Here is a 17764-nt window from a genome sequence, read left to right as displayed (position 1 = left end):
CACCCGCCACGCCCCGGTCCCGGGGCGTGGCCTCCCCCGGTCAGGCGCTCGCGCCTTGCCGCACCGACTGCCAGTACGGCTCGCGCAGGTCGCGCTTGAGGATCTTGCCGGCGCCCGACAGCGGCAGACTCTCACGGAACTCGATGGACTTCGGGCACTTGTAGGCAGCCAGCGCCTCCCGGCAATGCCGGATGAGCCCCTCGGCATCCGTCTGCCGGCCCGGTTTGAGCGTCACCACGGCATACACGGCCTCGCCCCAGGCATCATGGGGAACCCCGATCACGGCACACAGCGCAACGGCGGGATGGCGAGCGAGCACGTTCTCCACCTCCGCGGAATAGATGTTCTCGCCGCCGCTGATGATCATGTCTTTGATGCGATCGACGACGAACAGGTGACCGCTGTCATCCATGTAGGCCGCATCTCCGGTGTACAACCAGCCGTCGCGTAGCGTCGCGGCCGTATCCTCCGGACGATTCCAGTACCCCTGCATGACCGACGGCCCCCTGGCGATGAGCTCGCCGACGGTATTGCGCGGCACCTCATGGCCCTGCTCGTCGACGATCCGCACCCACTGCCCCAGCGTGGGCCGGCCCACCGAGCGGCTGAGACCGCCGTCGGCCTTGTGGTTGCACGGTGGATTGGCGGAAATCTGCCCGCCATTCTCGGTCAGGCCGTAGAGATGGACGAAACCCGCCGAGGGCAGGCCGGCGACGGCCCTGTCCAGCAGAGCGGCGCTGATGGGTGATGCGCCATACAGCACGCGCTCGAGCGACGACAGGTCGAACTCGGCGAAGCGCGGGTGATCGAGCAGCGCCTGGAGCATGGTCGGCACCAGCAGTATTTCGTTGGCACGCTCGCGTTGCACGGTTTCCAGCACCTGGAGCGCGTCGAACAACGGCAGGTAGATGTTGCTCGCCCCCGTCAGGATCCGCGCATAGGCGGACGCCAGTCCGGCGATGTGGAACAGCGGCGCGACGGACAACCCTACCCGGCCCGCCACCGGCGGCAGGTCCGCAAGACGCATCAGCACGCCCGACAGCAGGTTGCCGTGGGAGAGCATCACGCCCTTGGGCCTGCCGGTGGTGCCGCCCGTATAGAGGATCACCGCCAGCGACTCGCCGCCGGCGCCGGCGTCAGCGATGGGTGCCGATTCGGCGATCAGCGCCTCGAAGCCGAGCATGCCGCTCGGCGTCGCGCCCTCGCCGGCGTAGACCAGCAGCGGCGGGTGGCGCAGGCTGGCAAGAACCTGGCTGAGCAATGGCAGGTGCTGGTCATCGACAATGAGCACGCGGGCGCCGCTGTCCTCCAGGGAGTAGGTGATCTCCCCGGCGCTCCAGCGAATGTTCACCGGGTTCACCACGCCGCCGGCCCACCAGCAGGCCAACAGGCCTTCCTGGTAACGGTCGGAGTTCAATGCCAGGATCGCGATCCGCCCACCCTCCTCCAGCCCATGATTGCGCAGGCCGGCAGCCAGGCGGGCGACCCGTTGCAGGGCCTGCCGGTAGGTACGCTCGCGACCGTGGCAGAGAGTGGCGGGATGCTCGGGATAGAGCTGCGCGGCGGTGTGCAGGGCTTGGGTGAGAAGCATGAATCGTCGACCTTGCTGATTGTTCTGGAGAATCGGCCAGGGGCCGGCGGTAATCGGCCTCTGGCGCGCTGGCGCGGAAAATGGAGACCTCAGGCGGCGTCGATGATCCACTCCGCCGCTCGCTCGGCGATCATGATGGTCGGCGCGTTGGTGTTGCCGCCGACCAGCGTGGGCATGATCGAGGCATCGACCACCCGTAGCGCCTCGATCCCACGGACACGCAGGCGGTCATCCACCACGGCCATTTCGTCGTTGCCCATCTTGCAAGTGCCGATCGGGTGGTAGACGGAGTCGGTGCGCTGGCGCAGCAACTCGATCAGTTGCTCATCGCTGTGCAGGTCCTTGCCGTAGATGGGCTTCAGCCCGTAATGGGCCAATGGGGCCTGCTCGATGATTTCCCGTGTCATGCGGTAGCCCTTCAGCAGGGTCTGCACGTCGTCCTCGTGGCCGAGGAAGTTCGGGTCGATGCGCGGCGGCGCGAACGGGTTGGCGGATTGCAGGCCCACGCTGCCGATGCTCTTGGGGCGAAGCACACAGACATGGCAGCTGAAACCGTGTCCCCAGTGCAGCTTGCGGCCGTGATCGTCGATCGTCCCGATGACCGCATGCAGCTGGATGTCCGGACGCGACAGGTCCGCCGAGGTCTTGAGGAAGCCGCCGCTTTCGGCGCAGTTGCTGGCGAAGGGGCCGTTCCGATGCCGCAGGTAATCGACGAAGGACTTGCCCATGCGCAGCGTGCCCCTGGCGGAAATGCCCAGCAGCGAGGTGTCGTGGCTCTTGTAGCAGAGCACGCTGTCCGGGTGGTCCTGGAGGTTCTGCCCGACCCCCGGCAGCTCATGCTGCATCGCGATGCCGTGGGGCTTGAGCTCGGAGGCCTTGCCGATGCCCGAGAGCATCAGCAACTGCGGACTGCCGAACGCGCCGGCGCAGAGCAGTACCTCCTTGCGCGCCGTGAGCTCCAGGCGCTCACCCTTGATCGACACCTGAACGCCGGACGCCCGCTTGCCCTGCAACAGGATGCGCTGCGCGTGGGCACCGGTGAGTACGCTCAGGTTGCCGCGCAGTTCGCGGATCGGCTTGAGGAAGGCGCTGGCAGTACTCCAGCGACGACCTTCGCGGATGGTTACGTCGTAGTGCCCGACGCCTTCCTGCTCGGCGCCATTGAAGTCCGCGTTGCGACGGTGCCCCGCCTGCTGCGCGGCGCTGAGGAAGGCATCCGTGGCGCGGTGCGGCTGCACACGGCCGACATACAGCTCGCCATCGCCGCCGTGGAAGTCGCATTCGCCCCGGTGATGCTGCTCGCTCTTGCGGAAGTATGGCAGCACGTCTGCGTAGGACCAGCCGCTGTTGCCCAGCGCGCTCCAGTCGTCGTAATCGCTCCGATGGCCACGGATGTAGATCATGCCGTTGATCGAGCTGCTTCCGCCGAGGGTCTTGCCACGCGGCTGATAGCCCAGCCGGCCGTTCAGGCCGGGCTGGGGAACGGTGTTGAACGCCCAGTTCACATGCCGCGTCGGCAGGATCGCGGCGACCCCCAGCGGTGTATGGATCAGCGGCGAGCGATCTTCCGGACCCGACTCCAGCAGGCAGACCCGTACCGAAGGATCGGCGCTCAGGCGGTTCGCCAGGACGCAGCCGGCCGAACCCGCACCCACAATGATGTAATCGAATTCCATATTGTTGTTCTCGGTTTGCGGAAGAGGCGCACCGGGAACAGGCCTCGGTGCATTGGACTGGAATTTTTCGCCGGCGAAGCGCAGATTAATTGATCTTTGACGACTCACTTTTGATCTTTGGCGACTGTGACAACTCTCATCCGTATCACCTCCTTCACCGGTTTCCCCGAGCTGGTGGGCCAACTGGGCGGCAACCCCGCTCAACTGCTGAGGCGCTTCCACATCGACCCGAGGCTGCTCGAGGACGATGAGGCCCGGGTACCGTTTCGCGCCCTGGTGGATGTCCTGGAGTACGCCGCAGGCGAGCTGAACTGCGCGGATTTCGGGCTGCGCCTGGCGGAGTACCAGGACCTGCATGTCCTTGGGCCGGTGGCCCTGATCGCACGCAACTCGGCCACCGTCGGCCAGGCGCTGGGGGAGGTCTCGCGGTTCATCGGCTACCACAGCCCCGGCATCGACGTTCAACTCGACCGCAACGACCCGGAGGCGCCGCGACTGGTGATCGATCTCCGCCTGCCGGGCCAGTTGCAGCAGCGGCAGATGCAGGAACTGGCGATGGGGGTGGCGCACAACACGATGAAGCTGCTTTGCGGCGCCCGGTTCAGTGCGAAATCCCTGTTGCTGGGCGGCCTCACGCCGCTCTCCGCGGCGCGTTACCGGCGCTACTTCAATACCGCGGTCTACACCGGGCAGGCCTGCAACGCGCTGGTACTGCGCAAGGAACACCTCAGCCAGCGGGTGGAGCAGCAGGACCCGCAACTGCACCGCGTGCTGCTCGATTACCTCAGCCCCTTCGATGCCCAGGCCCCGGCGGGCCTGGTGCATCAGGTCGAGAGTCTGATCCTGCGGATGTTGCCGACCCAGCGCTGCCGCCTGGCGCTGATCGCCGAGCAGTTGGGGTTGCACGAGCGGGTCCTGCAGCGGCGCCTGGCCGAACAGGGCTGCGGATTCGAGGCGCTGCTGGAAAAGGCCCGGCGCTCACGCGCCGAGAGCTATCTCGCCGAGCGCCACATGCCCATGTCTCAGGTCGCCGGCCTTCTGGGCTACAGCGAACAGAGCGTATTCAACCGGGCCTGCCGGCGCTGGTTCGGCATGACGCCGCTGGCCATGCGGCGCCGGCTTCTCGAGGTTACCGTTGTGCCGGACACGGGGCCGGGCGAGTCCGCGTGAACGCCCCGTCCGCCCCCGTCCACCGAGCCCGACGCCTCAACCCGCGGATGCCGGGCAACGCCCCTGCCCGGAGCGCGCGGCCTGGGCGACGGCGTCCGCCAGCTTGCGCAGGTTGGCCTGGTGCGCGCTCACCAGGCTCTCCACGCGGTTATCCGCCGGACTCTGCACGGTGGTGCGGCAGGTCAGGTCCTCCTGGACGCCGGGGCGTTTCAGGCGCCAGGTGGCGTCCAGCAGCGCATAGCGGCCGGGCACCGAGTCGAAGCGCTGTACCTCGACCCGCACCAGCGCAGGGGCGAGGCCACCGCTGGGGCTGCCAAGCTGGTCCTGCAGCGCGTTCTGGAACTCGTCCACCAGATTGGCACCCCACCATTCGGTTTCCAGGATGGCCAGGCCGCTGCCGCCCTGGCGCACGACGATCTGCGAGCGGTCCACCTGGGGCGGCAGGCTAACCCGCTCGACACGGATGTTGCTGCCCGTCCCCCGCTCCGGCTGCGACGGCACCAGGGTGTGGTAGTGGATCGGCGCGCTGCTGCATCCCCAGAACAACGGGAGCAGCCCGGCAATGAGCAGCGTCGGCAGCTTCGGCATCTGTATTCACTCCTTTGGCAATGCGCTATCAGGGCTGCAGGTTGTTCGCGTCCGAGGACTTCGGGCGGCCGCGAAGCAGCGATTCGGGGTGCCTGCCGAGGTAGTCGGAGAGGTCGCGCAGCGAGCGCGACATGCGATCCAGTTCGTTCAGCGTGTCGCTGAGCTTCTCGCGCTGCGGCGAATCTTCCGCCAGCGCCGAGTTGGCCGTCTGCAAGGTCTGCCTTACCTCGGCCAGGGTGCTGGTCACGCCCGGCAGCGTCTGGGTGTTGAACTGCTTCAGGCTGGCCTGCAGTTCGCGCAGGTTGCCGTCCAGGTTGTTGGCGATACGTTCCAGCGGCAGTTTGCTGATGCGTTCCACCACCTGCTGCAACTGCTCCTGCAGCTTGTCCAGGCTGCCGGGGACGGTGGGAATGGAGAATGGCTGGGCGCCGGCATCGAAGGCGACCGGTTTGGCGTCGGGGTAGAAGTCCAGGGAAACGTACATCTGCCCGGTGATCAGGTTGCCGCTGCGCGCCTGGGCCCGCAGGCCATGCTCGACGAACGCGCCGAGCAGCCTCCGGGTGCCGGCCTCGTCCTCCGGCGCGTGGTGGAAGATCTTGAGCATCTTCTGGTGCACGGGCCCCAGGCGTTCCGGGTAAACCACCGCATCGACCATGACCGGGAAGCTCTGCTTGGCCTGGTCGTAGTCCAGCTTCAACGAGGTGACCTTGCCGAACGGCACACCCATGAACTCCACCGGCGCGCCCACGGACAGGCCGCGCATGGCCTGGTCGAAACGCAGGCGCAGGTAGAGCGGCTTGCCGCTGGGCGGCGCCAGTGCCGTGTCGCGGTCGGCGAACAGCTCGAAGGCCTGCTGGTCCGGCGCCGGCTTGGCGTCGCCGGCATAGTCAGGGGTGCCGAAGGCCAGGCCGCCGACCAGGACCGAGGACAGCGATTCGGTGTTGACCTTCAGGCCGTTGGCATCCACCGCCACATCCACGCCGCTGGCGTTCCAGAAGCGCGAGTCCTGGGTGACGAAGGCGTCGTAGGGCGCCTCGACGAAGACGCCGATGTCCACGCCCTTGCCGTCCGCCTTCAAGGCATAGGACACCACCTGCCCCACCGGAATCTTCCGGTAGTAGATCGACGAGCCGATATCCAGCGAGCCCAGGTCGCCAGCCGTCAGCATGAAGCGCTTGCCCTTCTCGCCATAGGTGATCGGCGGCGGCGACTCCAGGCCGGTGAAACTCTTCTCGGGGATGTTCGAATCGCCGGAGTCGGCGCCGATGAAGCTGCCCGACAGCAGTGTGTCCACGCCGGAAACACCTCCGGCGCCGATGCGCGGGCGCACCACCCAGAACCGCGCGCTGCGGCTGGCGAAGGACTCGGCCTCCTTGGACAACTGCACCTTGGCGATCACGCTCTTGCGGTCGGGCGCCAGTTCCACCGAACTCACCTCGCCGATCACCACGCTGCGGTACTTCACCTGGGTCTTGTGCGCCACCAGGCCCTCGCCCGTGCGGAAGGAAATCGAGATCGTCGGCCCCTCCTGCATCCAGTTGCGGACCACCAGGGAAGCGCCGATCAGCAGCGCGACGATCGGCACTATCCAGACCAGCGATACGTTCCAGCGCCGGGTCTGCACGTCCCCGTGTCCTGGCTGCGCCTGCTTATCGGTGTCCTGCACCATCGACTCGGTCTCCCTTCTGCGGATCGCTGTCCCAGATCAGACGTGGATCGAAACTCATGGCCGAGAGCATGGTGAGCACCACCACCAGGCCGAAGAACAGGATGCCGGGACGCGGCTCGATGGTACCCAGCCCGTGCATCTGCACCAGGGCGGCGACCAGCGCCACGACCATCACGTCGAGCATCGACCAGTAGCCGATCAGTTCCACGAAGCGAAACAGCTGCGAGCGCTGCCGGCGCGCCCAGGTGCTGTGGCGCTGGGCCGTGAACAGCAGCAGGCCCAGGGAGAAGAATTTGATCGCCGGCACACCGATGCTGGCGATGAAGATGATCAGTGCGATGTCCCAGGCGCCCGCTTCCCAGAACTCCAGCACGCCGCCACCGATGGTGCTGTCGACGCCCTGGCCAAGCATTTCCGTGCGCATCACCGGCAGCAGGTTCGCCGGCACATAGAACACCAGGGCGGCGATCAGGTAGGCCCAGCCGCGATGGATGGCATCGGCCTTGCGCGCATGCAACGGCGCGCCGCAGCGCTCGCACTGGTGCGCGCCAAGACCCAGGTCGCAGGCATGGCCGCAGCCGTGACACAGGCAGAGGTTCAGTTCCGGGGCCAGTGGTGGCGAGCTCACACCTGCCCCCAGAGGTCGCGGATGTCGCGTCCGGCCACATAGATCAGCAGCATGCTCAAGGCGGCCAGGGCCACCAGGCCGATGCCCGGAATCACTTCCAGCAGCCCGGCCAGCTTGATCACCGCCACCAGGGCGCCGAGCAGGCAAACCTCCAGCATGCTCCAGGGGCGGACCCCTTCCAGGGCGCGCATGCACAGAGCGAAGCCCGGCGCGCGCTGCCCTCCCAGGGCGAACCCCAGCACCCAGATGAGCAGCGCCACCTGAAGCATGGGCGCGAGGATGATGGCCAGGGCCACCACCAGGGCGATGAAGGTGATGCTGCCGGTACTGAGGATCATCACCGAGTCCCAGAGGGTCGCCGAATTGCTCAGCCCCTGCATGTTGATGGTCATCACCGGGTAAAGGTTGGCGAAGGCCAGCAGCACCGCGCCGGTCAGGCTCAGGGCTAGGCGCTGCTGGATGGTCAGCGCGATATGCCGCTGCAGCACGCCGCCGCAACGCACACAAAGCGCGCGCTGGTGACGCTGCAACGAAGCGCGCTGGTAAACGGCGTCGCAGTATTCGCAGATGATCAGGTCATGGGCCTGGGGCATGCGGGCTTCCGAGCGGTGATTTCAACGTTCGACGCGAGTGTCAGCCCTCCGGCGAGGCGGATACGGGAATGCTCGAACGACTACGCAGCGCAAGCCTAGTCGAAGATTCCGGGCTTGCCGGTTTTATCGTTTTCATTTCGCGACAGTGCGCCGCCGGACGCTGGGCACAGCCATCAGCTTCACCGTGTGCTACGCGATTTCCAATGTGCCGCTGGCGGTCTGCGGGCCGATCATCATCGCGTTGACGGCGGCCTGAGCGATCGCTGTCGTTAAATGAGCACTTCCTCCCTCCGCTCACTTGAACGGCAGGTGCGCTCGTCTAGCCTGCTAGTAGCGAAATAGACGGCATGGACGGGCCGTGCGCCGTCGATCCATACCGGGCAGCCAAGGCAGAAGGAGCAACACACGATGACCAGTCGAAAATTCCTCGAGATCAGCGGCGCCCGCGAATACCTGGATGTCCTGATCCGGGCGGGCCTGATCGCCGGCCTGGTGATCTTCTGCTACGAGATCTTTCGCCCCTTCCTCGGCGTCATGCTCTGGGCGGTGATACTGGCCGTCACCCTGTACCCGCTCAATTCACGCATCGCCAACGGCATCGGTATCTCCCCCGGCAAGGCGGCCATCCTGCTGGTGCTGCTGGCTCTGGTCTGCCTGATCGCGCCGCTGGCGTTCCTCGGCGAATCCATCGCCAGCTCGGTGCAGGCGGCCCTGCACTCGGCCCAGGACTGGAAGCTGGAAATCCCGCCGCCCACCCCGGCGGTACAGGAGTGGCCGGTGATCGGCGAACCGCTCTTCCGCATCTGGAACCACGCCTCCGGGGACCTGAGCTGGGCCCTGCAGCAGGTAGCGCCGCACCTGAAGGACCTCAGCAAGACGCTGCTGGTGAAACTGGCCGGGGTCGGCACTGGCGTGCTGGTCTTCGTCGTCGCCCTGATCATCGCCGGCGTGATCATGGCCAACGGCCAACGCGGCGCACACCGCGCCACGGTCATCGCCCAGCGTATCTTCAGCCCGGAACGGGGGCAGGAACTGGCCACGCTGTGCGCCGCCACCATTCGCGCGGTGGCCCAGGGCGTGGTGGGCATCGCCTTCATCCAGATGCTGCTGATCGGCGTGGCGCTGGTGCTGATGGGCGTACCGGGCGCGGGCCTGATCGCCCTGCTGGTGCTGCTGCTGGGCATCATGCAGCTCCCGGTACTGCTGATCACCCTGCCGGTGGTGCTGTACGTCTTCAGCCAGGACGGCGTGGGTGCCACCACCATCCTGTTCGCCATCTGGACCATCGCCGCCGGGCTCTCGGACAACGTGCTCAAGCCGCTGATGCTGGGGCGCGGCGTCGCCGTGCCCATGCCGGTGGTCCTGATCGGCGCCCTGGGCGGGATGATCAGCAACGGCATCATCGGCCTGTTCATCGGTCCCGTGGTGCTGGCCGTGGGCTATGAGCTGTTCAATTCGTGGGTGGATCAGCTCGCCTCGCAACAGGCGGCGGCCGTGGAGGTCGATGACGGGCAAGCCGAGCGCAGCGACAGCTCCCGCTGATCCGTCGAGCAGCAGAGCGAGGCGCCGGTATCCCCGGCGCCTCGTCGTATCAGGGCCCTCCCAGGAACCAGCGGTAGTACGGGTTATCGCCCTCCTCCCGGGCGATCTGCCGTACATCCCGCGCCCAGGCGTCGCGCTCGCCACGGTAGGCGTGCAGGCTCAGGCCGTAGAAGCGGCGCAGGCTTTGCCACTGGTCGTCCACCGCACCCCGGAACGAGGGTTCGGCCGCTTCCAGCGGCGGCGCCGAGCGCAACGCCAGCAGGGTCGGCAACACCCGGGTGATTTCCCGGGAGCGTACCCAGGGTGCGTATTCGATGCGCGGCTGGTCGTCGGTCACCGCCGGGGCATCGCCTGCGTAGCGCTGCAGGCCATCGCGGTCGGTGATCCAGGTGGCGAGCAGCGCTTGCGGCGAATCGACCCCCACTTCGCGCAGGGCCGCGGCGACTTCCGGTTGCTCGAAGCGCTGGCGGATACGCGGGACATCCAACTGCTGGGGCTGCAACGAGCCGACCATCAGCATCTCGTGGAACTCGGTGGTCCACAGCGAGGCGTAGGGGAATACGTCGATGAAGCTGCGCACCAGCGAGCGGCTGTCTTCGTCGTTCTGCGTCGGCAGCGGCAGCCATTGGGCGACGACGCCGTTTTCCTGCAGGCGCCGGGCGGCCAGGCGGTAGAAGTCCCGCGAGTACAGGTTGACCACCCCGGCGGCCGACGGTGGTGGCGGCTCCAGGGTGATCATGTCGTAGCGCTCGTCGCTGCGCAGCAGTTCGCGGCGCCCGTCGCGCAGGCGGATTTCCAGGCGCGGATCGCTGATGGCGCCGAACGTACCCTGGAAATGGGGCGCGGCGGCCAGCACTTCGGGCAGCAGTTCGGCCACCACCGGATGCCGCAGGTCGCGGTAGCGCAGCATCGCGCCGGCGGTGATGCCGGTGCCGAAGCCGATGACCAGCGAGGAACGCGGCTCGCCACGATGGATCAGCAGCGGCAACAGCGCCTGCAGGCGCATGTAGCGCAGTGAAGGCATGGCATCGCCGGTATTGGAAACGCCCTGGATGTACAGACGGTTGAAGCGTCGATCGCCCTTGCCCTGCTCCACCACGGCGACGGTGCCGCCGCGCCCTTCCTGGTAGAAGGTGATCTGGCCGTGGCGTGCCGCCGGCATCAGCTCGGCGAGATGGCGCGGCGAGGTCAGCACGCTGGTCGCCAGGGTCGCGAGGGCGATCGCCACGACGGCGAGGCGCCCGCCCTTCCCTACGCCCACCCCGCGCCAGACCGCCAGCAGGCCGATGGCCGCGGCCAGGATGGCGAGTACCGCCAGGGTGCGCACCAGGCCCAGCGTCGGCACCAGCACGAAACCGGTCAGGATGACGCCGAGGATGCCGCCCAGGGTGTTCAACGCCACCACCAGACCGACATCGCGGCCAACGTGACCGCTGTCCACCGACAGGCGCAGCGCCAGGGGGAACGCCGCGCCGAGCAAGGTGGTCGGCAGGAACACCACGCACAGCGCGGCCACCGCGAAGCGCGCGGACATCCCCGCCAGCTCGCTGCCACCCAGGCTCAGCACCCAGTATTCAGCGCGACCCTGCGCCGCCACCAGCCACTGGCCGAGCCCGGCGATCTGCAGGATGGCCAGCAGGCCGGCGGCGGCGATCAGCATCGCGAACACGCCCCAGGGATCGCGGATCCGATCGGCTCGCCGCGCGTAGAGCGCACTGCCCAGCACCAGGCCGAGCAGGTAGGTGGCCAGCACCACCGCAAAGGCGAAGGCGCGGGTGCTCATGAACTGTACGATGGACTGCGTCCACACCACCTCGTAGCCCAGCGCCACGCCCCCGGCGAGGCAGTACAGCGCAATCGCCAGGCGCGCCGCCGGGCTGCGTTTCCCGCTGGCGGCGACAGCCTGGGCAGCCGGTTCGACGGCGCCACGCTGGGCGATCAGCGCGCCCACGGCGGCCAGCAGATTGAGCGCGGCAGCGGCATAGGCGCTGCCCATCACGCCCAGGGTTGGCAGCAACAGGAAGGCCGCCAGCAGGGTTCCGGCGATGGCGCCGGTGGTGTTGGCGGCATACAGTCCGCCGCCGGCGCGGCCCATGTGTTCGGTATCGGGTTGCACGGCGCGGATCAGCACCGGCAGTGTGCCGCCCATGAAGAACGCAGGTCCGCCGACCAGCAGGAACGGCAGCAGCCAGGCCAGCAGGCCGACACGCTCCTCCAGGCGGGCGAAGGGCTCCGCGGCGGCGGACAGTGCCAGCGTGGCGGCGACACCGAGGACGGCGACCAGTAGCTCGAGGGCCGCATACAGGAGGATCGGACGCCGCAGGCGGTCGGCCCAGCGCCCGAAGGCCAGCCCACCCAGGGCCAGCCCGGCGAAAAAGGCACTGATCGCCGTGGTCACGGCGAAGACTTCGACGCCGACCACAAGCGACAGTTGCTTGACCCACAGCACCTGGTAGACCAGCGCCGCGCCCCCCGAGACGAACAGCAACAGCGCGGGAATCAGCAGTCGCGACTGTTTACCCGGACGGGTGGTTCGTTCTGCGCTGCGGGAGGAACTCATACGGGAGGAACCGGCGGCTGAGGACATCGACTACGCCTTGTCAGACAGAGGAAAGCCCGCGGCGGATGAACCGTCGCGGGCTGGGGGGGACGTCCGCGAAGGAGGTCCGGGTGGCACCTTACGTTACTTGGCGCCCTGTTGCTTCATCTTCGCTTCGATCTGCTTGTCCACGTTCTCGCGGATCTGGTCGATGCTGAAGCTGGCCGGTTTCTGGCTCGGCGGGTAGTCAACGAAGGTCTGCAGGAAGCCCGCTGCCTTGCGAGTGCCCTGGAAGAGCAGGTAATCGTTCTTGGTCAGCCAGTCGTAGTACTGGTCGGAAACCACGTCCGCCCGCTCGTACGGGTCCATGCGCAGGTTGAACAGCTTGGGTACCCGCAGGCAGGTGAAGGGTTCGCTCCAGACCTTCAGGCCACCCGGCGCGCGCTGTTCGCACCAGACGATCTTCCAGTCGTTGAAGCGCATGCCCACCAGTTCGCCATCGTCGTTGAAGTAGTAGAACTCCTTGCGCGCACTCTTGTCGCTCTTGCCAGTCAGGTAATCCAACTGGTTGAAGCCGTCCAGGTGCACCTTGAAGTTCTTGCCACCGACGTCGGTGCCCTTGAGCAGACGGTCCTTGATGTCGGTGTCGCCCACGGCGGCCAGCAGGGTCGGGAACCAGTCCAGTCCGGAGAACATCTGGGTGGAGACGCGGCCCGGCTTGATGTGGTTCGGCCAGCGGATCATCGCCGGCACCCGGTAGGCGCCTTCCCAGTTGGAGTTCTTCTCGTTGCGGAACGGCGTGGTCGCCGCATCCGGCCAGGACCACTGGTTCGGGCCGTTGTCGGTGGTGTAGATGACGATGGTGTTGTCGGCGATCTTCAGGTCATCCACCGCCTTGAGCAGCTTGCCGACGTCGCCGTCGTGCTCGAGCATGCCGTCGGCGTACTCGTTGCCGGGCATGCCGCTCTGGCCCTGCATCGAGTCACGCACGTGGGTGAAGGCGTGCATGCGGGTGGTGTTCATCCAGACGAAGAACGGCTTGTCGGCCTTCACCTGCTTGTCCATGAAGTTGATGGCGGCCTGGGTGGTGTCGTCATCGATGGTTTCCATCCGCTTCTTGTTCAGCGGACCGGTGTCCTCGATCTTGCCGTCGGCGAAGGAGTGGATCACGCCGCGCGGCGAAGCGGCCTTGACGAACTCGGGGTCGTCCTTCGGCCAGTACGGACGCTCGGGCTCCTCTTCGGCGTTGAGGTGGTACAGGTTGCCGAAGAACTCATCGAAGCCGTGGTTGGTCGGCAGGTACTCGTCGCGGTCGCCCAGATGGTTCTTGCCGAACTGGCCGGTGGCATAACCGTGGGCCTTGAGGGCCTGGGCAATGGTCACGTCGCGTGCCTGCAGGCCGACCGGTACGCCCGGCATGCCGACCTTGGACAGCCCGGTACGCAGCGCCGCCTGGCCGGTGATGAAGGTCGAGCGGCCGGCGGTGCAGCTGTTCTCCGCGTAGTAGTCGGTGAACATCATGCCTTCCTTGGCGATGCGATCGATGTTCGGCGTTTCATAGCCCACCACGCCGAACGAGTAGGCGCTGATGTTGGTCTGGCCGATGTCGTCGCCGAAGATCACCAGGATGTTCGGCTTGTCCGCAGCCTGGGCGACGGAGCACCCTACTATCGCCGTCGCCGCCAGGGCGAACCGCGATAACAATCTTCCCGTGCGATTCATTGTTGTCTCTCCATTTTCAGTCACTGTGTCATGCCCACGACTGCGCGCGAGAGATGCCGAATGCGCGGCTGGAATCCCCCGGACTGCTGCGGTTTTCTGCTACTCGCCCTGATTACTGGTCGAACGGATAGATGCGCTTCCATTCCGTGGCCATGTCCACGACCACCCAGCCCTTGCTCTTCGCCGTATCGAGCGCCTTGTCCAGCCGACCGACCTTGCTCTCCCGGTCATAGGCCCATTCGCGCTTGCCATCGGTGTGGTGGACCAGCGCGGCCAGGCGCTTGCCCTGGCCCGCGGCGGTCCACTGCAGCATCTGCAGGTCGCCGTCGGAGTTGCCGAAGGCCAGGATCGGCCGGCGGCCGATGATGCTGTCGATGCTTTCCGGCTTGCCCGGGCCGTCATCGCTGTGGGCCAGCTTGGGCAGGCGCTGGATCGACAGTTGCCCGTCGCGATCCTCGAAGCGGCTGCCCAGGGTGGTGCCGATCACCTGTTCCGGCGGAATGCCGTAGACCTCCTGGGCGAAGGCACGCATGAACGCCACTTCGCCGCCGGAGACGATGTAGGTCTTGAAGCCGTTGGCCCGCAGGTAGTCGAGCAGCTCCAGCATCGGCTGGAACACCATCTCGGTGTAGGGCTTCTGGCTGCGGGGGTGTTTCGCGCTGGCCAGCCAGCGGCGGGCATTGCCGATGAAGTCGTCGGTGCTCATGCCCGAATGGGTGGCGGCGACGATTTCCAGGATCCCCTTCATGCCGCTTTCGGCGAGAGTCTTGCGGTCGTTCTCCAGCACCGCCTTGAATGGCTGCTGGGTCTTCCACTCCGGATGCTGCGGCGCCTGGCGCTTCACTTCCTCCAGGGCGAACAGCACCTGGAAGTACATCGGCTGCTCGCTCCACAGCGTGCCGTCGTTATCGAACACCGCGATGCGTTCGGCCGGAGGGACGAAGTCCGGACCGCCTTCGCGGGTCACGGCCTCGACGAAGCCCTCGATGGCCTGGCGCGACGGGCCGTCGTTCCACGACGGCAACGGAGCGGCGGCCTGGCTCAGCAGCGGCAGGGCCAGCAACAGGGTGAACAGCCAGCGTGAAGCAACGTGTCGGTGCATGTGACGTCCTAGATGGGAAACGGCGCGGTTCAATGATTCAGGGGTTCAGCGGCTTCAGACCGTCCTTTCTGGAAGAGTCCTCGGCTCGCTCGAGGGTAGTCCGGTGCAGCGCCGGCAGCGCGTCGATCAGTTCGGTCGTTGCGCCCACGTTGCGCTCACGCCCGTAGCGAGCCCTCAGGAACCCTAGCAAAGCATTGCGTGGGGCGTCGGGAAACTCACTCGCGTGCCTACTCATTTCGCGACAACCACTCATCCGACGAATCCACAGATAGAGCGCGCCAAGCTCGGCTGGCGTGCTTTCGAGCTGGCTGCGGACCTGCCGCCAGGCGTATTCCGGAGACTCCAGCCAGGCCTGGCGACGTGCCTGGCGCCAGCGCTTCCAGGTGCCGAGCAGCGCGGCGCCCTGGCTGCGCCAGGCATAGCCCAGCACGCCCACGAGCAGCAGCGCGCCCAGCAGGAGCAGCCAATGACCAGCGATGCGGACCTGTGTCTTGCGGCCCAGCTCGCGCAGATCCTCGGTGATCGAGAATGGCGCCTGGTAGCCGGCGGCAGCGCTCGCCTCAATCTCCAGCGCCGGCACGGAGGCCGTGCGGGCCTCGCCGGTCGTAGCGTCCCACCAGTGCAGTTCGATGGCTGGCAGCCGGTATTCGCCGGCCTCGGCGATCACATAGGTCACCCCATCGTCACGCACGCCGCCGTCGCTCCCACCACGACCGTCGCTCAGGGGACCGACGCTGGGTGACTGCAGGTAACGCTTCAAACCACTGATCTCGGCGAAGCCGGGCGGTGGAATCAGCATCGCCTGGGCCCCTTCGGCCTCGATGTGCAGGCGGCGCTCCACGCTGTCGCCCACCCGCAGCGGCTCGTGGGAGCGCTTGAGTGTCTGGGTGACGCTGACCTGCCGCGCCACCAGGCGCTGCTCGCCCCCCTCGCCCCCCTCGGCCCCCACTGGCCGCCGCGCGACGAAGCGTTGCGGCTGGCTGTGCACGGTGACCGGGCCGCTGCCCTGGCCGGGCGAAACCTGGATCGCCAGCGCCGGAATCTCGAAGGACCGGGCCTGCTGCGGGGTGATCTGGTAGGTGAAGCGCAGGCCGAAGAACGGCGTGCCTTCGATCTGCTCGTTCAGGTGGACGGCCTCTCCGCCGGGTTCGGAAACCACCGCGCCGTCCAGGTTCAGCTTGGGCAGGCGGGGCGCGTCGCTGAACCAGGTGTCCACCAGGAGATCGACCTGCAGGCTGAGGGTCCCGCCCACCAGGACCGAATCCGCCGGCAGCAACTGGCTGCGGACCTTGACCTGGGGCTCGGCGGCCAGCGCCCAGAGTGGCATGAAAAGCATCAACAGGACGCTGAAGATTCTCACGGCGCGCGCTCCCTGGAGGCATCCTGCAACTGGAATTTGCGCCTGAGGAACTGCGCCGGCGAGGTGGTCAGGTTGTTCAGCCACATCTGGTCCGAACTGGCCTGCTGACTCTTCTGCTGCACCGTCTTGCCCTTGCCGGCGTCGTTGTCGTACTCGATCTTGTCGGCCTTCTCGTCCGGTGGACCGGCCTCCTGCTGGTCATCCCGGTCCTTCTGCAGCGCCAGGGCCAGGGCCAGGTTGGCCTGGGCTTCCGGGAAGTCCGGTTGGACGCGCAACGCCTGGCGGTAGGCGGTGATGGCCTGTTCGAACTTCGACAGGCGCACGTAGGTATTGCCCAGGTAGAAATACCCCGGTGCGCTGTCCAGCCGGGCGAAATTGGCCAGCGCGACGTCGAACTCGGCGGCGCGGTAGGCCGCCAGCCCCTTCCAGTAGGTGTCCTCGAAATGCCCGGCCGCTTGCGGGTAGTGGCCGTGCTCGAACGCCCAGCGCCCCTGCTGGTCCGGGGTGAAAAAGGCATCTGCCAGGACACCGGCGTGGGCCGGCTGCGGCGGGAAGCCCAGGCTCAGCGCCAGCAGCACGCCGCTCAGCCAGTGCACTCGCCAGCCGCGGCGGACACTGAGCAGCGCCAGCAGCAACAGCGGCCAGCACAGCCAGTAGCCGGCGTCCTTCCAGTGCAGGGTCTGGTCGTCGCCGCGTACCGCCTGGAAGTGCTGCTGCGCGTGCAGTTCGATCCAGTCCAGGTCGTCGTCGTTCAGGGTCAGGCTGCCCAGCGGGGCGTCCGCCGCATCGGCCAGCCGCTTGAGCCCCTCCGAATCGAAGCGGCCGAGCTCTGGCCGGCCCTGTTCATCGAGCCGCGATTGGCCGTCGCGCCCTGGCAGCAGGCCGCTATCCCGGCTGCCCACGGCCAGTACCAGCACCTGCAGGTCGCTGCCCCGCAACTGCTGGCCGATGGCGTCGAACTGGCTGGCATCCGCGCCATCGGTGACCAGCACCAGCGTGCCCGGTGCCTGTTCGGCGGCCAGCAGGCGCTTGGCCAGGCGAATGGCGCCCAGCGCGTCCTTGCCGCTGCGCTCGATGAGCCGGGTCGACAGGGCTTGCAGGAAGCTGTCGAGCAGCGCCGGATCGTCGGTGGGCGGCAGCACCAGGTGGGCGCTGCCGGCGTAGGCGATCAGCCCGACGCGGCTGCCGGCGCGGCGTTGGATAAGGTCGCGCAACGTGTGCTGGGCGGCCGCCAGGCGCGACGGCGGCACGTCGTCGGCGTCCATCGAGGCGGACAGATCCAGCGCGAGGATCAGCGGCGCGCGGTTGTCGAGGAAATCCGGGCGGTCCTGCTCCCAGGTGGGGCCGGCGGCGGCCACGCCGCCCAGCGCCAGCACCGCGCCGAGCAGATGCGCCGGGCGCAGCCGCTGGTTGTCGCGCGGGGTGATGACCAGATGCTGTAGCAGGTGCGGAGCGATGACGCCGCTGAGGCGGCGCGTCAGGTCATGGCGACGCTCCCACAACAGGGGCAGGAGCACGCCGGGAATCAGCATCAGCAGCCACAGCGGGCGCAGGAAGTGGAAGGCGCCCAGGTCGATGTCCATC

At 67.2% G+C, this 17764-nt stretch carries 13 protein-coding genes; 2 read left to right on the top strand and 11 right to left on the bottom strand.

Annotation, left to right across the window (positions count from 1 at the left end; translation table 11 throughout):
• Window positions 1-40 precede the first annotated feature (40 nt).
• A complete protein-coding gene (locus ACYCAX_RS06440; protein WP_460247627.1) occupies window positions 41-1591 on the bottom strand; it encodes a long-chain-fatty-acid--CoA ligase in 1551 nt (516 codons plus the stop codon).
• 89 nt (window positions 1592-1680) lie between these two features.
• On the bottom strand, window positions 1681-3267 hold the full coding sequence (locus tag ACYCAX_RS06435; RefSeq protein ID WP_294979475.1) for a GMC family oxidoreductase: 1587 nt from the start codon (window positions 3265-3267) through the stop codon (window positions 1681-1683).
• 126 nt (window positions 3268-3393) lie between these two features.
• Here ACYCAX_RS06435 and ACYCAX_RS06430 point away from each other — a divergent pair, with 126 nt between their 5' ends.
• Window positions 3394-4437, top strand: coding sequence for an AraC family transcriptional regulator (locus ACYCAX_RS06430; RefSeq protein WP_460247626.1), 1044 nt, complete (start codon window positions 3394-3396; stop codon window positions 4435-4437).
• A 36-nt stretch (window positions 4438-4473) separates the two neighbouring features.
• Here ACYCAX_RS06430 and ACYCAX_RS06425 read toward each other — a convergent pair whose 3' ends face one another.
• Genes ACYCAX_RS06425 through ACYCAX_RS06410 form a run of 4 tightly spaced genes read right to left on the bottom strand, consistent with a single transcriptional unit; the run spans window position 4474 to window position 7915 of the window.
• Window positions 4474-5025: a PqiC family protein gene (locus ACYCAX_RS06425; RefSeq protein WP_294979480.1), complete on the bottom strand. Its 552-nt coding sequence runs from the start codon at window positions 5023-5025 to the stop codon at window positions 4474-4476.
• A gap of 28 nt (window positions 5026-5053) precedes the next feature.
• On the bottom strand, window positions 5054-6694 hold the full coding sequence (locus tag ACYCAX_RS06420) for a PqiB family protein (RefSeq protein ID WP_460247625.1): 1641 nt from the start codon (window positions 6692-6694) through the stop codon (window positions 5054-5056).
• Complete coding sequence (locus tag ACYCAX_RS06415) at window positions 6675-7322, bottom strand: paraquat-inducible protein A (RefSeq protein WP_460247624.1); 648 nt, start codon at window positions 7320-7322, stop codon at window positions 6675-6677. The genes ACYCAX_RS06420 and ACYCAX_RS06415 overlap by 20 nt, the downstream gene beginning before the upstream one ends.
• Window positions 7319-7915, bottom strand: coding sequence for a paraquat-inducible protein A (locus tag ACYCAX_RS06410; protein ID WP_294979489.1), 597 nt, complete (start codon window positions 7913-7915; stop codon window positions 7319-7321). The genes ACYCAX_RS06415 and ACYCAX_RS06410 overlap by 4 nt, the downstream gene beginning before the upstream one ends.
• Before the next feature lie 408 nt (window positions 7916-8323).
• Between ACYCAX_RS06410 and ACYCAX_RS06405 the strand changes: the two genes are divergently transcribed.
• Entirely contained in the window at window positions 8324-9457 is a 1134-nt protein-coding gene (locus ACYCAX_RS06405; RefSeq protein WP_294979492.1) for an AI-2E family transporter, read from the top strand.
• 49 nt (window positions 9458-9506) lie between these two features.
• On the opposite strand, the gene ACYCAX_RS06400 is transcribed toward ACYCAX_RS06405, so the two are convergent.
• From ACYCAX_RS06400 to ACYCAX_RS06380, 5 genes are all read right to left on the bottom strand, one after another.
• Window positions 9507-12017 carry a spermidine synthase gene (locus ACYCAX_RS06400; RefSeq protein WP_460247622.1) on the bottom strand — a complete coding sequence of 837 codons (2511 nt, stop codon included), beginning with the start codon at window positions 12015-12017 and terminating at the stop codon, window positions 9507-9509.
• A 123-nt stretch (window positions 12018-12140) separates the two neighbouring features.
• On the bottom strand, window positions 12141-13718 hold the full coding sequence (locus tag ACYCAX_RS06395; RefSeq protein WP_041711954.1) for an arylsulfatase: 1578 nt from the start codon (window positions 13716-13718) through the stop codon (window positions 12141-12143).
• A gap of 112 nt (window positions 13719-13830) precedes the next feature.
• Window positions 13831-14820, bottom strand: coding sequence for an HAD family hydrolase (locus ACYCAX_RS06390; RefSeq protein ID WP_460247621.1), 990 nt, complete (start codon window positions 14818-14820; stop codon window positions 13831-13833).
• 37 nt (window positions 14821-14857) lie between these two features.
• Window positions 14858-16180, bottom strand: coding sequence for a hypothetical protein (locus ACYCAX_RS06385; protein ID WP_460247620.1), 1323 nt, complete (start codon window positions 16178-16180; stop codon window positions 14858-14860).
• Window positions 16177-17763, bottom strand: coding sequence for a VWA domain-containing protein (locus tag ACYCAX_RS06380; RefSeq protein ID WP_015477159.1), 1587 nt, complete (start codon window positions 17761-17763; stop codon window positions 16177-16179). The genes ACYCAX_RS06385 and ACYCAX_RS06380 overlap by 4 nt, the downstream gene beginning before the upstream one ends.
• Window position 17764: the final 1 nt, after the last annotated feature.

The organism is Pseudomonas sp. MT3 (genome assembly GCF_054720805.1).
The sequence above is the reverse complement of the archived record's forward strand: the minus strand, read 5'-3'. Positions and strand labels throughout refer to the sequence as shown.